The sequence below is a fragment of the Bradyrhizobium sp. CB1015 genome (genome assembly GCF_025200925.1).
In the GTDB taxonomy this organism is placed as follows: Bacteria; Pseudomonadota; Alphaproteobacteria; order Rhizobiales; family Xanthobacteraceae; genus Bradyrhizobium.
This window is the reverse complement of record NZ_CP104174.1, coordinates 7371537-7387448: the sequence shown is the minus strand read 5'-3', so window position 1 is coordinate 7387448 and position 15912 is coordinate 7371537. Positions and strand designations below refer to the sequence as shown.

Annotated in this window: 17 protein-coding genes and 1 pseudogene; 8 read left to right on the top strand and 10 right to left on the bottom strand. The window is 65.6% G+C overall.

Going from position 1 to position 15912, the window contains the following annotated elements; all coding sequences use genetic code 11:
* Positions 1-319 precede the first annotated feature (319 nt).
* The gene (locus N2604_RS34585) at positions 320-1867 is read left to right on the top strand and encodes a L,D-transpeptidase (protein ID WP_260372423.1); all 1548 of its coding nucleotides are present in this window, start codon (positions 320-322) and stop codon (positions 1865-1867) included.
* Between the two features lie 39 nt (positions 1868-1906).
* On the opposite strand, the gene N2604_RS34580 is transcribed toward N2604_RS34585, so the two are convergent.
* The 5 genes from N2604_RS34580 to N2604_RS34555 form a co-directional block, all read right to left on the bottom strand.
* Positions 1907-2719 carry a class I SAM-dependent methyltransferase gene (locus tag N2604_RS34580; protein ID WP_260372422.1) on the bottom strand — a complete coding sequence of 271 codons (813 nt, stop codon included), beginning with the start codon at positions 2717-2719 and terminating at the stop codon, positions 1907-1909.
* Positions 2720-2927: 208 nt separating this feature from the next.
* Positions 2928-3446, bottom strand: a complete 519-nt coding sequence (locus N2604_RS34570) for a DoxX family protein (RefSeq protein ID WP_260372421.1) — start codon at positions 3444-3446, stop codon at positions 2928-2930.
* A complete protein-coding gene (locus N2604_RS34565; protein ID WP_260372420.1) occupies positions 3443-4225 on the bottom strand; it encodes a DNA-binding domain-containing protein in 783 nt (260 codons plus the stop codon). Before N2604_RS34565 ends, N2604_RS34570 begins: the two co-directional genes overlap by 4 nt.
* Positions 4215-5129, bottom strand: a complete 915-nt coding sequence (locus tag N2604_RS34560) for a DUF692 domain-containing protein (protein WP_260372419.1) — start codon at positions 5127-5129, stop codon at positions 4215-4217. Before N2604_RS34560 ends, N2604_RS34565 begins: the two co-directional genes overlap by 11 nt.
* Before the next feature lie 37 nt (positions 5130-5166).
* On the bottom strand, positions 5167-5472 hold the full coding sequence (locus N2604_RS34555; RefSeq protein WP_100231508.1) for a DUF2282 domain-containing protein: 306 nt from the start codon (positions 5470-5472) through the stop codon (positions 5167-5169).
* 312 nt (positions 5473-5784) lie between these two features.
* Between N2604_RS34555 and N2604_RS34550 the strand changes: the two genes are divergently transcribed.
* From N2604_RS34550 to N2604_RS34540, 3 genes and pseudogenes are all read left to right on the top strand, one after another.
* Positions 5785-7881, top strand: a complete 2097-nt coding sequence (locus tag N2604_RS34550) for an adenylate/guanylate cyclase domain-containing protein (protein ID WP_260372418.1) — start codon at positions 5785-5787, stop codon at positions 7879-7881.
* Between the two features lie 149 nt (positions 7882-8030).
* Positions 8031-8593: pseudogene (locus N2604_RS34545) on the top strand (HutD family protein).
* A gap of 97 nt (positions 8594-8690) precedes the next feature.
* On the top strand, positions 8691-9896 hold the full coding sequence (locus tag N2604_RS34540) for an adenylate/guanylate cyclase domain-containing protein (RefSeq protein WP_260372417.1): 1206 nt from the start codon (positions 8691-8693) through the stop codon (positions 9894-9896).
* Here the strand turns inward: N2604_RS34540 and N2604_RS34535 are convergent.
* The 4 genes from N2604_RS34535 to N2604_RS34520 form a co-directional block, all read right to left on the bottom strand.
* Positions 9883-10176, bottom strand: coding sequence for a hypothetical protein (locus N2604_RS34535; protein ID WP_260372416.1), 294 nt, complete (start codon positions 10174-10176; stop codon positions 9883-9885). The two genes, N2604_RS34540 and N2604_RS34535, sit on opposite strands and share 14 nt — an antisense overlap.
* Before the next feature lie 262 nt (positions 10177-10438).
* Positions 10439-10618, bottom strand: coding sequence for a hypothetical protein (locus N2604_RS34530; RefSeq protein ID WP_260372415.1), 180 nt, complete (start codon positions 10616-10618; stop codon positions 10439-10441).
* An 85-nt stretch (positions 10619-10703) separates the two neighbouring features.
* A complete protein-coding gene (locus N2604_RS34525) occupies positions 10704-10910 on the bottom strand; it encodes a hypothetical protein (protein WP_260372414.1) in 207 nt (68 codons plus the stop codon).
* A gap of 95 nt (positions 10911-11005) precedes the next feature.
* Positions 11006-11374, bottom strand: coding sequence for a rhodanese-like domain-containing protein (locus N2604_RS34520; protein ID WP_260372413.1), 369 nt, complete (start codon positions 11372-11374; stop codon positions 11006-11008).
* A 177-nt stretch (positions 11375-11551) separates the two neighbouring features.
* Here N2604_RS34520 and N2604_RS34515 point away from each other — a divergent pair, with 177 nt between their 5' ends.
* On the top strand, positions 11552-12349 hold the full coding sequence (locus N2604_RS34515; protein WP_260372412.1) for an adenylate/guanylate cyclase domain-containing protein: 798 nt from the start codon (positions 11552-11554) through the stop codon (positions 12347-12349).
* A 218-nt stretch (positions 12350-12567) separates the two neighbouring features.
* The gene (locus N2604_RS34510; RefSeq protein ID WP_260372411.1) at positions 12568-13521 is read left to right on the top strand and encodes a Ku protein; all 954 of its coding nucleotides are present in this window, start codon (positions 12568-12570) and stop codon (positions 13519-13521) included.
* Positions 13522-13606: 85 nt separating this feature from the next.
* On the opposite strand, the gene N2604_RS34505 is transcribed toward N2604_RS34510, so the two are convergent.
* A complete protein-coding gene (locus tag N2604_RS34505) occupies positions 13607-13876 on the bottom strand; it encodes a hypothetical protein (protein ID WP_260372410.1) in 270 nt (89 codons plus the stop codon).
* Positions 13877-14124: 248 nt separating this feature from the next.
* Between N2604_RS34505 and N2604_RS34500 the strand changes: the two genes are divergently transcribed.
* A complete protein-coding gene (locus N2604_RS34500; protein WP_260372409.1) occupies positions 14125-14601 on the top strand; it encodes a DUF3833 domain-containing protein in 477 nt (158 codons plus the stop codon).
* Between the two features lie 154 nt (positions 14602-14755).
* The gene (locus N2604_RS34495) at positions 14756-15151 is read left to right on the top strand and encodes a hypothetical protein (protein ID WP_260372408.1); all 396 of its coding nucleotides are present in this window, start codon (positions 14756-14758) and stop codon (positions 15149-15151) included.
* The last annotated feature ends 761 nt before the right edge of the window (positions 15152-15912 follow it).

The window sequence follows — 15912 nt, the reverse complement described above, 5'->3', positions numbered from 1 at the left end:
CATCGCGCTTTAGGTTATTGTCTGAGCATGATCTTTTCGGAAAACCGCTACTTCCGGATCATGCTCTAGTCGCGCCTCGGTGGGCGCGTCCCGGCGGCTCTCCCGGACATTCTGCCGCAGTGGTCGAGACCAGCTTCGGGCCAGCCTCGGCCGAGGGCCGCCTTCCGCCTGGGCGAGGCGTCGTATATGAGAGATTTGCCGCCGGAAGTGCCGAATCTCGCCACAGAGGGAACGTAAGGCGGCTGCGATTTCTTAATGCAATGCTTCCAATGTGACACGTGAGCGACACCAGCCGACTGGCAGTTCGACCGAGGATGGCATGAAAAACCGATCGACGACGGCGCAATCCATCAGGGCAGTGGGGCGCCGCGGGCCTGCCGGAATCATGGCGCTCGTGGCGGTGGCGACCCTTGCAGCGGCGGCCCCGGCGATTGCGGCCAAGCAGCCGCGCCAGGTGGCCGAGGCGGTGGCGCAGCGTGTGGCCGGCGATCCGATCATGGCGATCGTCTCGATCAAGAGCCAGCAGGTCACGTTCTACGATGCCGACGGCTGGATCCTGCGCGCGCCGGTATCGACCGGCACCGCGGGCCGCGAGACGCCCGCCGGCGTGTTCGCTGTCGTCGAGAAGGACAGGGAGCACCGCTCGACGATGTATGACGATGCCTGGATGCCGCATATGCAGCGCATCACCTGGAACGGCATCGCCCTGCATGGCGGACCGCTGCCCGGCTATGCCGCCTCGCACGGCTGCGTGCGCATGCCGTTCGGCTTCGCTGAGAACCTGTTCGACAAGACCTATATCGGGATGCGCGTGATCATCTCGCCCTATGACTCGGTCCCGACCGACTTCTCTCACCCCTCGCTGTTCGTGCCGAAGCCGGAGGCCATCGCGGCCGTGCCGAGCCGGGCCGACAAGCTTTCGGCCGAGGCCGAGGAGGCCACAAGGGCGGCCGACGAAGCCAAGAAGGCTGCGTCCGCCGCCGCCAAGGAAGCGGCCTCGCTTCCGGCCGCGCTGCGCAAGCTGGAACAGCAGAAGGCCCGCGCCGATGCCGAGCTCGCCTTCGCCGACAAGACGCTCGCGAACGCCAGGAACGATCAGGCCCGCGCCAAGGCCGAGGAGCTGAAGCAGAAGGCAGCAAGCAAGGCTGCCGACGCGGCGACGCAGCTCGATGCCGCCAGGGCCGCCGCGCAGCCGAAGCGCGATGCCGTGGCCGCGACCAAGGAAGCCGCGAAGACCGCCGCGGCCAGAAAAACCGAGGCCGTCAAGGCGGCGACCGACGCAAAGCTCGCCGGCGAGCCGGTCTCGGTCTACATCAGCCGCGCGACGCAGAAGCTCTACGTGCGGCGGAATACGCACAAGCCGGCGCCCGATGGCGGCGGCGAGGTGTTCGACACCAGCATCGAGGTCCCCGTCACGATCCGCAATCCGGAGCAGCCGATTGGCACGCATATCTTCACGGCGATGGCCAAGACCGGCACGGGTCTGCGCTGGAGCGTGGTCACGATCGAGAACGGCGATGAGGCCCGCAACGCGCTCGACCGCATCACCATCCCGCAGGACGTGTGGGACCGCATCGGGCCGACCGCGTTGCCGCGCTCCTCGATCATCATCTCGGACGAGCCGCTGAGCAGCGAGACCAATTACCGGACCGAGTTCGTCGCGGTGCTGAGCAACGAGCCGCAAGGCGGCTTCATCACGCGCAAGCCGACCGCGCCCGCCATGATCGCGAGCGATGACGGCTGGGACAACGGATTCGGCTTCTTCTTCCAGCAGCGCGATCCCTACGTCCAGCCGGCCAACCCGCGCCGGCGCAGCCAGTACCAGTACTATCAGCCGGCGCAGCCGATGCAGCGGGGCTTCTGGTAAGGACGTGCCGCGTCGGTCGACGTCCGCGGCTACGCGCAGCTACTGGCGCGCCTCGATCACGATCGCCTGGATCTTGCCTTCGACCGGCCCGGACCCGTGGTGCCTCCGGATCGCCTCGGCAACGATATCGGTTGCAGCCTGCAGTTTGCTGGCATCCCTTGACTCGATCTCGCTGCGCAGCGGCGTGCCCTGGCAGAGCGCGGTGGCGGCATAGTCGGCCGACGGCGCGCGGCTGATTTCGGACCGGGTTTCGATCGAGATGTCGCGGAAGCCCGCTCGTTCGAGATCGCCTCTGATGACGGCCTTGTCGTGATAGCCGTGCGGCGTCCGGATCATGAAACGCGGCGGATCGTCGGGAAACAGCTTTTCGAGCGCGACCGTGGCTTCCTGCGTCAGCACATTGTCCTCGATGCGGTCCCAGACGTTGAAGACGAACGTGCCGTCGCCCTTCAGGACTCGCTTGACCTCTCCATAAGCCTTCACACGGTCCGGAAAGAACATCGCGCCGAACTGGCAGCATGCGACGTCGAACTCGGCATCGCCGAAGGGCAGGGCCATTCCGTCCGCCTGGCGCCAGGTGATGCGATCGTCATTCGCCTGGCGCTGCGCTGCGACCGCGAGCATCGGCTCGTTGAGGTCCGTTGCAACATAGCGGATGCCGCGCGGCAGAGCCGCCGCCACGGCACGCGTCACCGCGCCGGTGCCTGCCGCGATCTCCAGCAGCACGGAGGGAGATCGCGCGGCGACACGCCGAGCCATGTCCTCCGCATAGATGGCGAAGATCATCGGCACCAGATATTCGTCGTAGAGTTTTGGGATCGAGCCGGCGAAAACCTTGTCAGTGTCGGACATGCTCAGCCTCGCTGAAGGTTCGGACGCGGGCTTACGTTAGCATGTTTTTCTCTCTGCTTGTTCTTCCTCTCGGACGAGAGCGTCTATGTCACCGCGCAGACCCTCGCGGTCGATAGCGGTTTGAGTGGGATGTAAGTGCTCTTCTGTAGCCCGGATGGAGCGCAAGCGTAATCCGGGGCAGGTTGCGCGGTGAGGCAGTGGTCCTGGATTACGCTTGCGCTCCATCCGGGCTACGGATGCGACCAATGAGATGGTCGAGCGAGATGAGCCCCGGCCCGTAAGCCATGAGGGCAAGCGCCATCGCTGCCCAGGTGAGGTGAATCGGCCAGCCGTCGGGCACCGTGAGCTCGACGATCAGTGTCATGAACAGCAGCCCGAGCGCTGCGAAACGAGCGCCCAGTCCCAGCACCAGCAGGATCGGGAACATGATTTCGCCGGAGCCCGACAGGAAGGCCATCATTGTCGGTGCCGGAAAGTGATAGGGCCCGCCCGGCAGATGCAGCATGAACTCGTCGCTGAACAGCGTCACCGCCGTGTCGTTGAGCTCAAGGAAACCGCCCCATTTGAGCATACCCGAGCGCCAGAATGGCACGGCGAGCGCAAGGCGCAGCACCAGCTGGACCAGCGATGGCGTCGCGAGCGTCTGCACCAGATGATTGGCCCTGTCGATGAGTGCTCCGGGCGAGGGCAGGCCGCTGGCGGTCGTCATGTGCTGGTCCGTGATCATGAGGGGTCTCCGCAACAGAGCAAGGTGAAGGCGCCGGCTTCGATCAGCCCGGCGATGTTCGCGGCAATGTCGAATTCGCTCGCTGCCTCCAGCGCCGCCGCCGCGGCCTCGCCGAGTGGCCGGCCCGACATCAGGCGGTCCGCGAACACCGCGCCACCGGGCGGAAGGCGGCGCACGGTGACGTCGAATTCGCCTCGCGTGATCAGGGCATCCTCCGACGTGGAGGCATCGATCCGCATCACCGGTGCATCGTCACGGTTGGCCGCAAAGATCGTCACGGCGGCGTAGTCCGAACGCAGGCATCGTGCGGCCGGGTGCGGAATGAACACCAGATCGGCCAAACGGTCCGGTGTCACCGCCACGAGCCGGGCCGGCGACAGCGGCACGGCGTCGGCGGCGTGATAGGCATCGAGCCAGGCCCGCTCGAGACGCGCGACGTCGGCGAGCCAGGGCATATCTTGCGCATGCTCATAAGCTGCGATGAACTCCGGGAAGTCGCGGCCGTATTCGAACAGCAGCGGCGATGTCGGCGGATGGCTGCGCACGTGGAAGCGCGCCATCGCGCGGAAGAAGTCGGTGCCGGTGATGCATTGCACCGCAGGATAAATCGCGGCCAGTGCGCCGATCAGGCTGACCGTGACGTTGTTGCGGTAGACGTCGTAGCGGCGGCCAGCGGCTTTGCCGTTCGGGCCGGTCACGAGCTCAGGCGTGCTGCGCGCCGGATCCAGCAGCGCCGGCGCGAACGATGCGGCAAAGCACAGACCGGGCTCAGGCGGCATGACGCTCTCCTGCCGGCATGACGGACTGATGGCGGTCGAGGATCGCCTGGGCGGCAGCGGCCTCCGCTTGCAGCACCGGCCAGTCCGGAATCTTGCTATCCCATTCGATCAGCGTCGGCACCGGCCCGCGACGCCGGATCACGATCTCGTAGAGCTTCCAGACGGCGTCGGCGACGGGTCCGTCGTGGCTGTCGATCAACAGCAGGTCACCTTCGTCGTCGGCCTGCTCGGCATGCCCGGCGAGATGAATTTCCGCAACGCGCGACAGCGGGAAATCAGCGAGGTAGTCGAGCGCGGAGTATCCATGATTGGTCGCGGAGACGAACACGTTGTTGACGTCGAGCAGCAGGCCGCAGCCGGTGCGCTCCGCAACGGCGCGGATGAATTCGGTCTCGCGCATCGAGGATTCGCGGAAGGCGAGATAGGTCGACGGGTTTTCCAAGAGCAGCGGCCGGCGGATCGCCTCCTGCACCTGGTCGATGTGATCGCAGACGCAAGCCAGCGTCGCCGCGGTATAGGGCAGCGGCAACAGATCGTTGAAGAAGCTGGTCTCATGCGTCGACCAGGCGAGGTGCTCGGAGACCAGCGCCGGCTGATAGCGCGCGACCAGGCTGCGAAAGCGCGCCAGATGCGTCTTGTCGAGCGGCCGGGGCCCGCCGATCGACATGCAGACGCCATGCAGCGAGAGCGGATGATCGCGGCGGATCGCCTCCAGCGCGCGATGCGGCGGCCCGCCGGCGCCCATGTAGTTCTCGGCGTGGACCTCGAAGAAGCCGCGCCGAGGCTTCGCCTCGAGGATTGCGGGGAGGTGCTCGGGCTTGAAGCTCGTTCCGGCAACGCCGCCGATCGGCGTTGCGAAGCGGAGCGGCAGCGCTGCTGGCGGGGCCGGCTTGATCGTGCTCATCGTGCTGCTCCGTTCGCGCTTTCCGTTGCGCCGGCCGTTACACCGGCTTCAGCGAACCCTTCTTGCCGCCCGGCAGCTCGATGCTGGTGCAGGTGCCGCCCTGCACGAATTTCCAGGCATTGCCCTGGAAGTCGACCGTCGAGGTGCCCTGGCAGGTCGTGCCGGGTCCCGCCGCGCAATCGTTCTGGCCTTTCAGTGCGACGCCGAAGCACTTCTCTTTCTTGGCGGCGACGGCGGCATCGGCTTCGGCCTTGGTCAGGGGGCCGGCGGAGGCAAGGGTTGCGAGCGCGGTCGACACCGCACCGGCGAGGACGAGGGAGGTGACGGCATGTTTGGCAGACATCAGAGGTTCTCCTGTTCGAGGTGGCATCGCCTGGGCGGGGATGCGCGCATGGTCTCCTTCGCTCCGCGCGCCGCCCGCGTTACGGCGGGCTGCTCACGAATCCGTGAGACCGATTGGATCGGGCGCACGGGTGGTGCGCTTGGGTGGGGATTAGCGGGCAAGTGGGCGGCCAAATCCAATGCCTTGGCGCTATCGACACGTTAGAGCGAGAGCATTGGATGCGTCCTACCAAACTTGGCAGAGGTAACGGACGCTAGGAAATCTGCGTAGAGCGATGACAGGAGTCGTGCCCACCCAAAGGCGGATACAACCATGAATGTCGATCCCGGACGCCAGCTTCGCGCGATCGCAAGGCTGACGGTCAGTATCCGCCTTGCTGTGTCCGCGCTGGTCCTCGCCGCGATCCTGCTGACCGCCGCGCTCTCCAGCCTGCTGTGGTGGCGCACGGCGGAGGGGGCAAGCCGGCAGCTCGCCTCGACCATCAACGAGCAGATCGTGGCGGCGGTGCGCAAGGAGGTCTCGGCCATCGTCGACGAGGCGCGCGCCGCGCACACCGCGATCCGCACGCTGTTCCTCCAGAACGTGCTCGACACCCGCGAGGCCGACAAGCGCGAGTTCGTCTTTCTGTCGCAATTGCAATCGCAGGCGACGATCTCCTGGGTCGCGTTCGGCTGGCCCGACGGCTCCTTCTTCGCCGCGCACAAGCTCGGCGATCGACGCCTGGAGATGATGGAGATCTCGCTCACGGATCATCCGGGCGAGCGCCGCGTCGACGAATATGACGTGGTGCCCGGCGACATCGAGTTCGCCAACCGCCGCTTCGAGCCGACCGATTTCCGCGTCGCCGATCAGGCCTGGTTCAAGGCCGGCCTTGGCGCCGACGACCCGCAATGGTTCAGGGTCATGGACCATGCGACCGGCGAGCGGCCGTCGATCGCCTTCGCCGGCCCGATCGACGTTTATCAGGAGCGGCAAGGCGTGCTTGCCGTCATCATCGAATATACCAGGCTCGCGCGCTTCCTGTCGCAGCTGGAGGTCGGGCGCACCGGCACCGCCTTCATCGTCGACGGCAGCGGCGAGCTCGTCGCAGCGCCCGACAAGGACGCCGACGAGCTCCATCCGGCGCGCGGCGACACGGCGCTGCTGCCCCTGGCGCGCGCAGCGCTCGACCAGGCGGGCGAGGCCGGCCGCAAGCAGGCCTGGCGGAGCCGGCTCACCTCGGGCGGCGCGGCCTATGAGGTTGCGCTGACGCCGCTGCCGTTTCCCGGCTGGTCGCTCGCGACCGTGATCCCCGAGGCCGAATTTCTCGGGCCGGTCGAGACGACGTTGCACCGCCTGATCCTCGGTCTTGCCGTCGGCGCCGTGCTCGCGGCGCTGGTCTCGGCGATGCTGGCGCGGTCCGTCATCGCCGCGCCGCTGTCGCGCGTCGTCGGCGAGCTGCGCCATGTCGAAGCCTTCGCGCTGGAGCAGGTCCGTCGCCATCCGTCGCGGCTCAACGAGATCGCGAGCCTGTCGGGTGCAATCGCGGAGATGGCGGCCGGCCTGTCCGCATTCCGCAAGTTCATTCCGGCGGATCTGGTCCGCGGCCTGCTGCGCCAGGGCGTCGAGGCGCGGCCCGGCGGCAGCGTCCAGGAGCTCAGCGTGATGTTCATCGACATCGCCGGCTTCACCGGACTGTCGGAGCGGCTCGGCGATCGCGTCGTGCCGCTGCTGTCGCGCTATCTCGACCTCACCTCCGAGATCATCGTCGCCAATGGCGGGACGATCGACAAGTTCATCGGCGATGCCGTGATGGCGTTCTGGGGCGCGCCGCAGCCGCAAGGCGATCACGCCGTGCGATGCTGCCGCGCCGCGCTCGCCTGCCGCCTTGCGGTCGAACGATCGGGCCTCGTCGACGATCTCGGCCAGCCGCTCCAGATCCGCATCGGCATCAATTCCGGCCGCATGCTGGTCGGCAATATCGGCTCGGAGCTGCGGCTGAACTACACCGTGATCGGCGATGCCGTGAATGTTGCGAGCCGGCTCGAAGGCGCCAACAAATCCTACGGCACGCAAATCCTGATCGGTGCGGCGACCGAACGTCTGGCGCGCGGCGCGGTCATCACGCGCGAGGTCGACAGCATCGCGGTGTACGGACGCGAGGAGGGACTCTCCGTTCACGAGCTGATCGGGATGGTGAACGAGAATGCGGTTGGCAGCGACACGATCGGCTGGATTGCGGACTACGAGCGCGGCCTCGCCGCCTATCGCGCGCGCCGCTTTGCCGACGCGCTCGCCGATTTCGAGGCCGTGCTGAAGCAGCGCGTCGACGATCGTCCGGCCGAGCTGATGCGTGACCGCTGCCGTCGGCTCGCTGCAGCTGCGCCCGACGTCACCTGGCGGCCTATGGCGGCATTGACGTCGAAATAGCGACATCATCGGCGGACCTGTAGCCCGGATGGAGCGGAGCGTAATCCGGGGCCGGTGCTGCACGGCGCGAGCTAACCCGGATTGCGCTGCGCTTCATCCGGGCTACAAACTCGGTTACATACCCCGACTTTCCCGGACGAGCTCGAGACATGAAGGCGACGCTGCTCAATCCTGAAAACTACACCCGCTCGCCGTGGAAGAACGGCGGCGGCATCTTCACCGACATCGCAGACGCTCATCGGGCCGATGCGCCGCGGAAGGACTGGGACAGCCTGCTCTGGCGCTTTGCGTCGACGCCGATTCTTGCGCCCGGTCCCTTCTCCCATATGCCCGGCATCGACCGCTTGCAGATGGTGGTCGAAGGGCGCGGGCTGGTGCTGAAGTCGCCGACGCAGGAATTCGACGAACGTGAACCGTTTACGACGGTGCGTTTCACCGGTGAGCTCGGGATCGTGACCGAGCTCGAGGCGGGTCCCGTCGAGGTCGTGAACCTCATGGCGCGGCGCGGTGCGGCGGAGATCGATCTCCTCGCACTGAAGGAGCCAGGCGATTTCCGGCTCGCCGCCGGCATGGCGAATGCCGCATCCGCCTCGACCATGAGGATTTTGCCATTCCCCGCACCGGCACGCTGAAGCTCGAGCTGGCCGGGCCGTCGCAGCTTGCGCTGGTCTCGGGGCTGGCGGTGCTGGGGTCGATCCGGCTTCTGGGCTGAAACCCCAAGCCGATGCGCACAATCCGTGCAACTGGCCAGGTTGACGCCGCCCGGCCGGCGCACGATATCTGCTTCACCAAAGATCGAGGGGCAGGATATGAATGCGCCAGACACATACGCCCCCACCCAGGCCGACGGCGTCATCGACTGGCTGACCAACGGCACGCGCGACGAGCGCTACATCGACGACATCTTCGCGCAGATGTGCATCCGCCTGCAGCAGGCGGGCATTCCGGTGCAGCGCGCGACGCTCCATGTGCTGATCAATCATCCGCAATGGCTGGGCGCGCGGATGATGTGGTCCGACGGGATGCGCGAGGCGGAGATTGCGCTGGTCGATTACGACGTGCGCGAGCGGTCCGAATATATCGGCAGCGCCGCCAACGAGATCCATGACGGCGCCGCCGAGGTGCGCGAGCGGCTCGCGCAGGATTCCGCGCTGAGCCGCAAGCACGCCCTCTACGACGAGATGCGGGCCAAGGGCCTCACCGACTATGTCGCCTGGCCGCTCTACCATACGCTCGGCAAGCGGCACCTCGTCACGTTCGCGACCGCCCGGCCCGGCGGGTTCGACGATGCGCATGTCGCCGGCCTGAAGAAGCTGTTGCCGGTGCTGGCGCTGGTCAGCGAGATCCGCGTCAAGAATCGCCTCGCACGCACGCTGCTGGAGACCTATGTCGGCACCCACGCCGGCGAGATGATCCTGGCCGGCGCCACCAGGCGCGGCAGCGGCACGACGGTGCGCGCCGCGATCATGATCTGCGACCTCAGGGACTTCACCAAGATCTCCGACAATTGGCCGCGCGACGACGTCATCGACCTGCTCAACGACTATTTCGACGCGATGTCGGAGCCGATCGCGCGGCATGGCGGCGAGATCCTGAAATTCATCGGCGACGGACTGCTCGCCATCTTCCCGCTTCATCAGCCGAACGCCTGCGCCAATCTTCTGCACGCGGTGGCCGAGGCCCGGCAGGCCATGGTCGCGCTCAACGAGCGCAACAGCGCAACCGGCCGCGCGCCGCTGAACTACGGTATCGGCGTCCATGTCGGCGATGTCATGTACGGCAATATCGGATCGGCCCGGCGGCTCGACTTCACGGTGATCGGCCCGGCCGTCAACATGGCCTCCCGCCTCGAGGCGCTGACCAAGACGCTCGGCAGGAACGTGCTGCTGTCACGCGATTTCGCCGAGCTGGTGGAGAAGCAGTTCGCGCTGGAACATGTCGGCAGCCACGAGGTGCGCGGCTTCAACGCTCCGATCGAGCTGTATGCCTATCCGGCTCGCGCTATTTCCGGTTAGTTCCGCTGGCGTTCGGCAGGGCCTGCTGGCCGCCCTGGGTTCGCCTGGCCGGATCGTTGTCGCCCGGCCTCAGCGTTGACGACTTCGCCGGTGCATTGGCGCCGCCGCTGTTGGCATCCGACGACGTATTGAGGCCGGAGGCGCCCGCGCCGGTCGTGCCGCCGGTGCCGGTCGAATTGATGCTGGAGCCCGTCCTCGAGGGCCCCGTGCCGCTTTGAGCGAAAGCGGAAGGGGACGAGGCGAGAGCCGCGATGAGCCCTGCGATGACGAGTGCTTTCATGTCCGCTCCTGTGCTCGGCCCAGTGCATGATCCGGAAAAGTGCGCAGCGGTTTTCCGAAAGATCATGCTCAAACAATAATCTAGAGCGCGATGACGGTTCATCCTAATCGCATCGCGCTCTAGGCGGCCCCGGCCCGGCATCCGGGGGCGGGGCTTGAGCCGGGGCCGCCATTTGCCGGAATGGTGAGACGCCGGCGAAAGGCCAATGCGCGGGAACGCGTGGTCGTTCCAAATTCGATGGCGCGGCCGCAAAACCGCTGAACTAGGCTGACCAGCGATCCTGCTCTTCCTGGTGAGCGTGCTCGTTCAGCCGGTCGGCGATCTCTTCCGCAATCTGCTCGGTCTTGGCCGAGCCTACCGGCTCGCCCTTGTGGGTCTTCAGCTTGTCCTTGTCGGTCTCGATCGGAAAATCGTCGGGTGTCAGTCCGGTCGTCTTGTTCATGGCGCGCCTCGCTGTTCTTTGGTGCGGAAAACGCGCGACAGGGCCGATCGTTGCTTTGAGGATGGAGCTGCTGGACGAGGCGGCGTCAGGCGCCGCCGACCGCCCGCGTGATGGTGCCGCTCCCGCCGCAGGTGGCACAAGGCGCGCCGTCGATGCGTCCCTTGCCGTGACAATCGGGACAGACGTCGTCGCCGGTGCCCTTGGTTCCGGGCGGGGCTTCGTCACCGGGATTGAGCGCTGTTTGCGCCGGAATCTTGGCGTCTTGCGCGTGGGCAGCCTTCGCCTTGGTCATCTCTCGCCTCCTCGAAACCACCGCAACGCGCTTCGCCGCGGAAAGTGCCAATCGGAGCTCGCAACGCATTCAACGGGACTGCGCGACGGCTCTGGCTACTTCTCGACTGCGCCCGTCCAGTCCTTGAAGCCGCCGACGTTGTAGACGTTCTCGTAACCCATATCCTTCAAGAGCTTGCCGGCCAGCGCCGACCGGCCGCCGGATGCGCAATACAGGATGACGGTCTTGCTCTTGTCGAACGCCTTGTCGTGATAGGGCGACTCCGGGTCGGCGCGAAACTCCAGCATCCCGCGCGAGACGTTCACGGCGCCGGCGATCTTGCCGCTGGCGGTGACTTCCGGCGCATCGCGAACGTCCACGATTAGCGTGTTGCCCTTGTTGATCATCTCGGCCGCCTGCTCCGAGGTGATCTTCGGGACCGCCGCGTTCGCAGCTTCCAGCATTTGCTTGACACTCGTTGCCATGGGTTCTCTCCGGGTCTTCGTCTGCCGCCCCATGAGAGGATAGCACATCGATCTGGACATCGCTCCCGGATGAGCTTGTCCTGCTGGAGTCAGGAGGCCGGAGGTCCGGTTGCCAAGGCCGGATTGTCCGACTAGCTTTGCCGAAGCTACGCCCAAACGGTCTCTGGCCGCGCCTTCATGCCCAAATTCCTCCGCATCGGTGTCCATCAGTCCAACGTCTCCGGATACACGTCGAAGGCGTGGTGCGTCAGGCGTGTCGGCTCGGCGGTCTTCCTGAAATGGGGCGCCGTCGAGGTGCATGGCACGGGGCCTGCGCGCAAGGTCTATTGGGCGCGCCTGCCGCAGGAGAAGACCGTTCGCTGCGGCAGTGCGCAAGCCGCGCAGGACTACACCAAGGCCGCGATCGCGCGGCGCCGCAGCCATCGTTATGAGCCGCTGACCGGCCCGATTGCGAACCGGCGGCCGTCGGCCGCAGGCAGGCCAGAGCTCAAGCAGGCGCTCGCCACCATCCTGATCGTCGACATCGTCGGCTCCACCGCGAAGGCGGCCAAGCTCGGCGATGCGCGCTGGACCAAGGTGATGGGCCATTATTATGCGGCGGTCCGCAAGGAGTTGAAGACGTGCGGCGGCAAGGAGGTCGTCACCACCGGCGACGGCGTGCTGGCGACCTTCAGGAAGCCCGCCGCCGGCATCGCCTGCGCAACGTCGATCCAGAAAGCCGTGCGCACGCTCGGCCTCGAGATCCGCGTGGGCCTGCACGCCGGCGAATACACCATCAGTGGCGGCGAAATGGTCGGCCTCGCCTTCCACATCGGCACCCGCATCGCCGCGAAAGCGCGCGCCGGCGAGGTGCTGGTGTCGAGCGCGGTGAAGCAGCTGATGACGGCGCAGGCGGCGACCAGTCTGCGCGATCACGGCGTGCACCGGCTGAAGGGCGTGCCGGAGCGGTGGAGGCTGTGGCGGGTGGAGGGGTGAGGGGACCAGACGGCCCTTGCGAGAGCTGCGCCCAGATGGAAGGCTCCGGCTATTCAAGCTTCCAAACAAGTTTTCGCGCCATTTCGGCCCGGATTGATCCGATCGCCGGATGCGGTCGGCCGACGGGATGTCCCGCAATTTCTGTTCCATGCATGTCGGAACCCCGGGCCGGCCGTTCGTCTTGAATCAGAGCCGCCTCGAACCGGAGTTCTGCGTAAATGGCCCCGCGCGCCAATTGGAAAGGCTTCCTGAGACTGTCCCTCGTCACCTGCCCCGTGGCGCTCTATCCGGCGACGTCCGAGGGCGAGAAGATCTCGTTCAACCAGCTCAACCGGCAGACCGGCCACCGCATCAAATACGTCAAAGTCGATGCGGAAACCGGCGACGAGGTACCGAATGAGGACATCGTCAAGGGCTACGAGCTCGAGAAGGGCCAGTACATCGAGGTCTCCAAGGAAGAGCTCGAGGAGATCGCGCTGGAGTCCACGCGCACCATCGAGATCGACGAGTTCGTCGACAGGTCGGACATCGACCCGCGCTACCTGATCCGCCCCTATTACATCCGCCCCGACGGCAAGGTCGGCCACGACGCCTTCGCCGTGATCCGCGAGACCATCCGCGAGATGGATAAGGTCGCGATCGGGCGCGTGGTGCTGACCAACCGCGAGCACATCATCGCGCTGGAGCCGATGGACAAGGGCCTCGTCGGCAACCTCTTGCGCTACCCCTACGAGGTGCGCAGTGAGCATGAATACTTTGACGACATCCAGGACGTGAAGGTCACCAAGGACATGCTCGATCTCGCCCGGCACATCGTCAACCAGAAGGCCGGACGCTTTGCTCCCGAGAAGTTCGAGGATCATTACGAGACCGCGCTGATCGAGCTGATCAACGAGAAGCGCGCCGGGAAGGTGATCCGGCCGAAGGAGCGGCCGAAGGGCGAGAACGTTGTCGACCTCATGGAGGCGCTGCGGCGGAGCGTCGGCAAGGAGGCAGGCAAAGATGCAGGCAAGCTGGCCGCGCCCGCGAAGGCAGACAAGCCGGCGAAGAAGCCGAGGAAGGCGGCGGCCGGCCAGAAGGAGATGCTGATGCCGATCGCGGGCAAGAAGGCTGCCGCCAAGGAGACGTCCGCGAAGAAGCCGGCGGCAGGGGCGCGGCGGAAATCGGCATGAAGCATCCGGTGACACCGGACGGATCGCCACATGGCCAGGACCACGCCTTATGCCGCCTGGTGCGCGAAGGTCCTTGCCGCAGGCCTCAAAGACTCTCGTCAGGGCACTCCGGACAGGTATCGCCGATCGAATCGAGGACATTGTTGATCTCCGCGACGGCCTGATCGGCGGAGACGCCGTCCGGTGGATCCTGGCGGGCGAGATCGATCGCGCGTTCGCGGGCGTGAGGGTCGGCACGATCCTTGGCCCAGCCGTGCTCCTCGCATTCGTTGATGGCGCCAGCCTCGTGCAGCACATGGATGGCCCATCCCCTCAAGGTCCGGATCGCCGGCCGTCTTTCCCTGGTCATCAGCATTGCGAGATCGCTCCTGCGGGACGAATCCGTGCCCGCGCCACATCGTTCCGCGCGTTAGCACGGGGCAGGGATTCGCAAATGGCGGGACTGGCTTTGTCCCCGTGTTCCGAAGGGCTGTGGAGAAGGCGAAGTGTTGACGCGGGGCCTCCATGCGCCGCAAGCACACGACCGAGCCAGGCGGGTCTCCTGCTTGGGAACCCGGTGCCGAGAGGCGACTTGAGTGGTCATCGGTTTCGGAGGAAAAGCCCATGGCCATTGATGCGTTCGCCGGCACCACGCCGCTGTTTCTCCCTGAGCAGTTCTTCGTTGGCCGCTTGGAAGGATGGGCGGTGGTCGAGAGCCTCGTCGGCGGGCTCTTGAAGCGGGCCACGATCACGGCGCATGGCGAGTTGGATGCGGACACCGACACCGTCGTCCTGACCGAAACCTACACCTTCGATGACGGCCACAGCGACACGCTGCGCTGGACGATTCACAAGCTGGGCGAGGGTCAATACACCGGCCATGAGAACCGCCTGGAAGGCGAAGCCACCGGCGAGCAGGCCGGTTGCGCATTCCATTGGACGTACACGCGCGACACGCCTCAGGGCGATGGAAAGTCGTTCAAGCTGAACTTCGATGACTGGTTCTATGCGATCGATGACCGCGCCTGCATCGTGCGCGGATCCGCCGGGCGCGCGGGCATTCCGTTCGCGACGGCGCATGTGACGTATCGGAAGCTTTAGGTACACCCGACGCGGGCTGCAGCCCCGCTCCCCGCGCGCCCTTCTTCTTCGCGATTAACATTTTTGAATCGCGAACGAAGCGAAGCAAAGTACGGTGACCGTTTCCCGGGAGGGGATTTTCTGGCGCTGATTAATCCAGCGCGGGGGCAGGTGCGTGAATTTCCAGGTTACGGTTCTGAAGATCCTGGTGAGCTATCCGGACGGCTTTGCCGTCATGGAAGACCTCAAGCGCGACATGGCCATCCTGGCGACCAGTGGCCCCGATTGGGCCGACCGGACGAGGCGTCTCGCCAGCCGGGTGCCGGACCTCGACATCTTTTCACAGGGGCTGGTCGAGCGCATCAGCGGTGGCTGGAGACTGACGTCCAAGGGGCGAGACATATTGGAGTTCATGGAAGCCCGACCGGCGAAAAGTGAGCCAAGCCTGGAGTCCTTGGTCGATGCGGCGTCCCCACCGGTATTCGAGATTGCTCCGGTTTCCCCGCTGCCGCAGCCAGCTGACCGTGCCAAGCGGCGGCGAGAGCGCCGTTCTGCTGCCATCGCTCTATAATGTAGCAGGGTAAGTTGTTCGCGTGTGAAGGTGAGTGCTACGTCCTCCAAAGGCGCAAACAGATTCTTGTTATGACGTGCGCAGAAGCACTGTAGCGTCGAGAAGTTGCCTATACCGATATCTTCCGCCTGAAAGCCGGATCTCTTCATCTGTGCGATGGGTGAAAGGCGAGTAGGAACGGCGTGGTCGTGGCCTTGCTGAGCAATTTGTAAGAGCTGCGAGCGAGGAATCATGTGCGCGTGAACGATCCTGCCATCGCAGTCGCCCCCGCCGAAGCGCTTGGACAGACACTCTTTGCTATCTAGGGCGCGTTGATAGCGCTTGAGAAAGCTCCATTGCGTAGGTGCAATCGGTTTCATGGTCTGAACGCGCAGGTAATCGTAATATGCGTACTAAAACCAGCATGGCACTTGGATTACAGTCACAGTGCACAAAACTCGGCTGACCTCGGTAGTGCATTTCCTTGAGCCCGGAGAGGCTTCCCTTCCGCTGCGCTCCAGTGACGCCAGGCGCCTCGTCTTTCGGTCCTCCGCATAGCAGCAGCCCGCCTTCGCCCTGCGAGCTTCGGCGCGGCAGCCTTCACTCGCTTGGCTTCTAATGTGTGGCACTGGCTCGCCTAGTCGAATCTCACCGCGCCAGTCCGTCGTCGCTTCCGCTGCGCTCCAGCTATGCCGGACACACTTCGCCCTTCGGGCCGTCTGCTTGGCTGAGCCACGCGTAGCCCGAAGGGCGAAGCGTGGTGGGCCCGGCAGGACTCGAAC

What these genes read in the sequence shown, in the direction of transcription:
- N2604_RS34585 (WP_260372423.1), top strand. Translation starts at nt 320, where the DNA reads ATGAAAAACCGATCGACGACGGCGCAATCCATCAGGGCAGTGGGGCGC.
- N2604_RS34580 (WP_260372422.1), bottom strand. Translation starts at nt 2,719, where the DNA reads ATGTCCGACACTGACAAGGTTTTCGCCGGCTCGATCCCAAAACTCTAC.
- N2604_RS34570 (WP_260372421.1), bottom strand. Translation starts at nt 3,446, where the DNA reads ATGATCACGGACCAGCACATGACGACCGCCAGCGGCCTGCCCTCGCCC.
- N2604_RS34565 (WP_260372420.1), bottom strand. Translation starts at nt 4,225, where the DNA reads ATGCCGCCTGAGCCCGGTCTGTGCTTTGCCGCATCGTTCGCGCCGGCG.
- N2604_RS34560 (WP_260372419.1), bottom strand. Translation starts at nt 5,129, where the DNA reads ATGAGCACGATCAAGCCGGCCCCGCCAGCAGCGCTGCCGCTCCGCTTC.
- N2604_RS34555 (WP_100231508.1), bottom strand. Translation starts at nt 5,472, where the DNA reads ATGTCTGCCAAACATGCCGTCACCTCCCTCGTCCTCGCCGGTGCGGTG.
- N2604_RS34550 (WP_260372418.1), top strand. Translation starts at nt 5,785, where the DNA reads ATGAATGTCGATCCCGGACGCCAGCTTCGCGCGATCGCAAGGCTGACG.
- N2604_RS34540 (WP_260372417.1), top strand. Translation starts at nt 8,691, where the DNA reads ATGAATGCGCCAGACACATACGCCCCCACCCAGGCCGACGGCGTCATC.
- N2604_RS34535 (WP_260372416.1), bottom strand. Translation starts at nt 10,176, where the DNA reads ATGAAAGCACTCGTCATCGCAGGGCTCATCGCGGCTCTCGCCTCGTCC.
- N2604_RS34530 (WP_260372415.1), bottom strand. Translation starts at nt 10,618, where the DNA reads ATGAACAAGACGACCGGACTGACACCCGACGATTTTCCGATCGAGACC.
- N2604_RS34525 (WP_260372414.1), bottom strand. Translation starts at nt 10,910, where the DNA reads ATGACCAAGGCGAAGGCTGCCCACGCGCAAGACGCCAAGATTCCGGCG.
- N2604_RS34520 (WP_260372413.1), bottom strand. Translation starts at nt 11,374, where the DNA reads ATGGCAACGAGTGTCAAGCAAATGCTGGAAGCTGCGAACGCGGCGGTC.
- N2604_RS34515 (WP_260372412.1), top strand. Translation starts at nt 11,552, where the DNA reads ATGCCCAAATTCCTCCGCATCGGTGTCCATCAGTCCAACGTCTCCGGA.
- N2604_RS34510 (WP_260372411.1), top strand. Translation starts at nt 12,568, where the DNA reads ATGGCCCCGCGCGCCAATTGGAAAGGCTTCCTGAGACTGTCCCTCGTC.
- N2604_RS34505 (WP_260372410.1), bottom strand. Translation starts at nt 13,876, where the DNA reads ATGCTGATGACCAGGGAAAGACGGCCGGCGATCCGGACCTTGAGGGGA.
- N2604_RS34500 (WP_260372409.1), top strand. Translation starts at nt 14,125, where the DNA reads ATGGCCATTGATGCGTTCGCCGGCACCACGCCGCTGTTTCTCCCTGAG.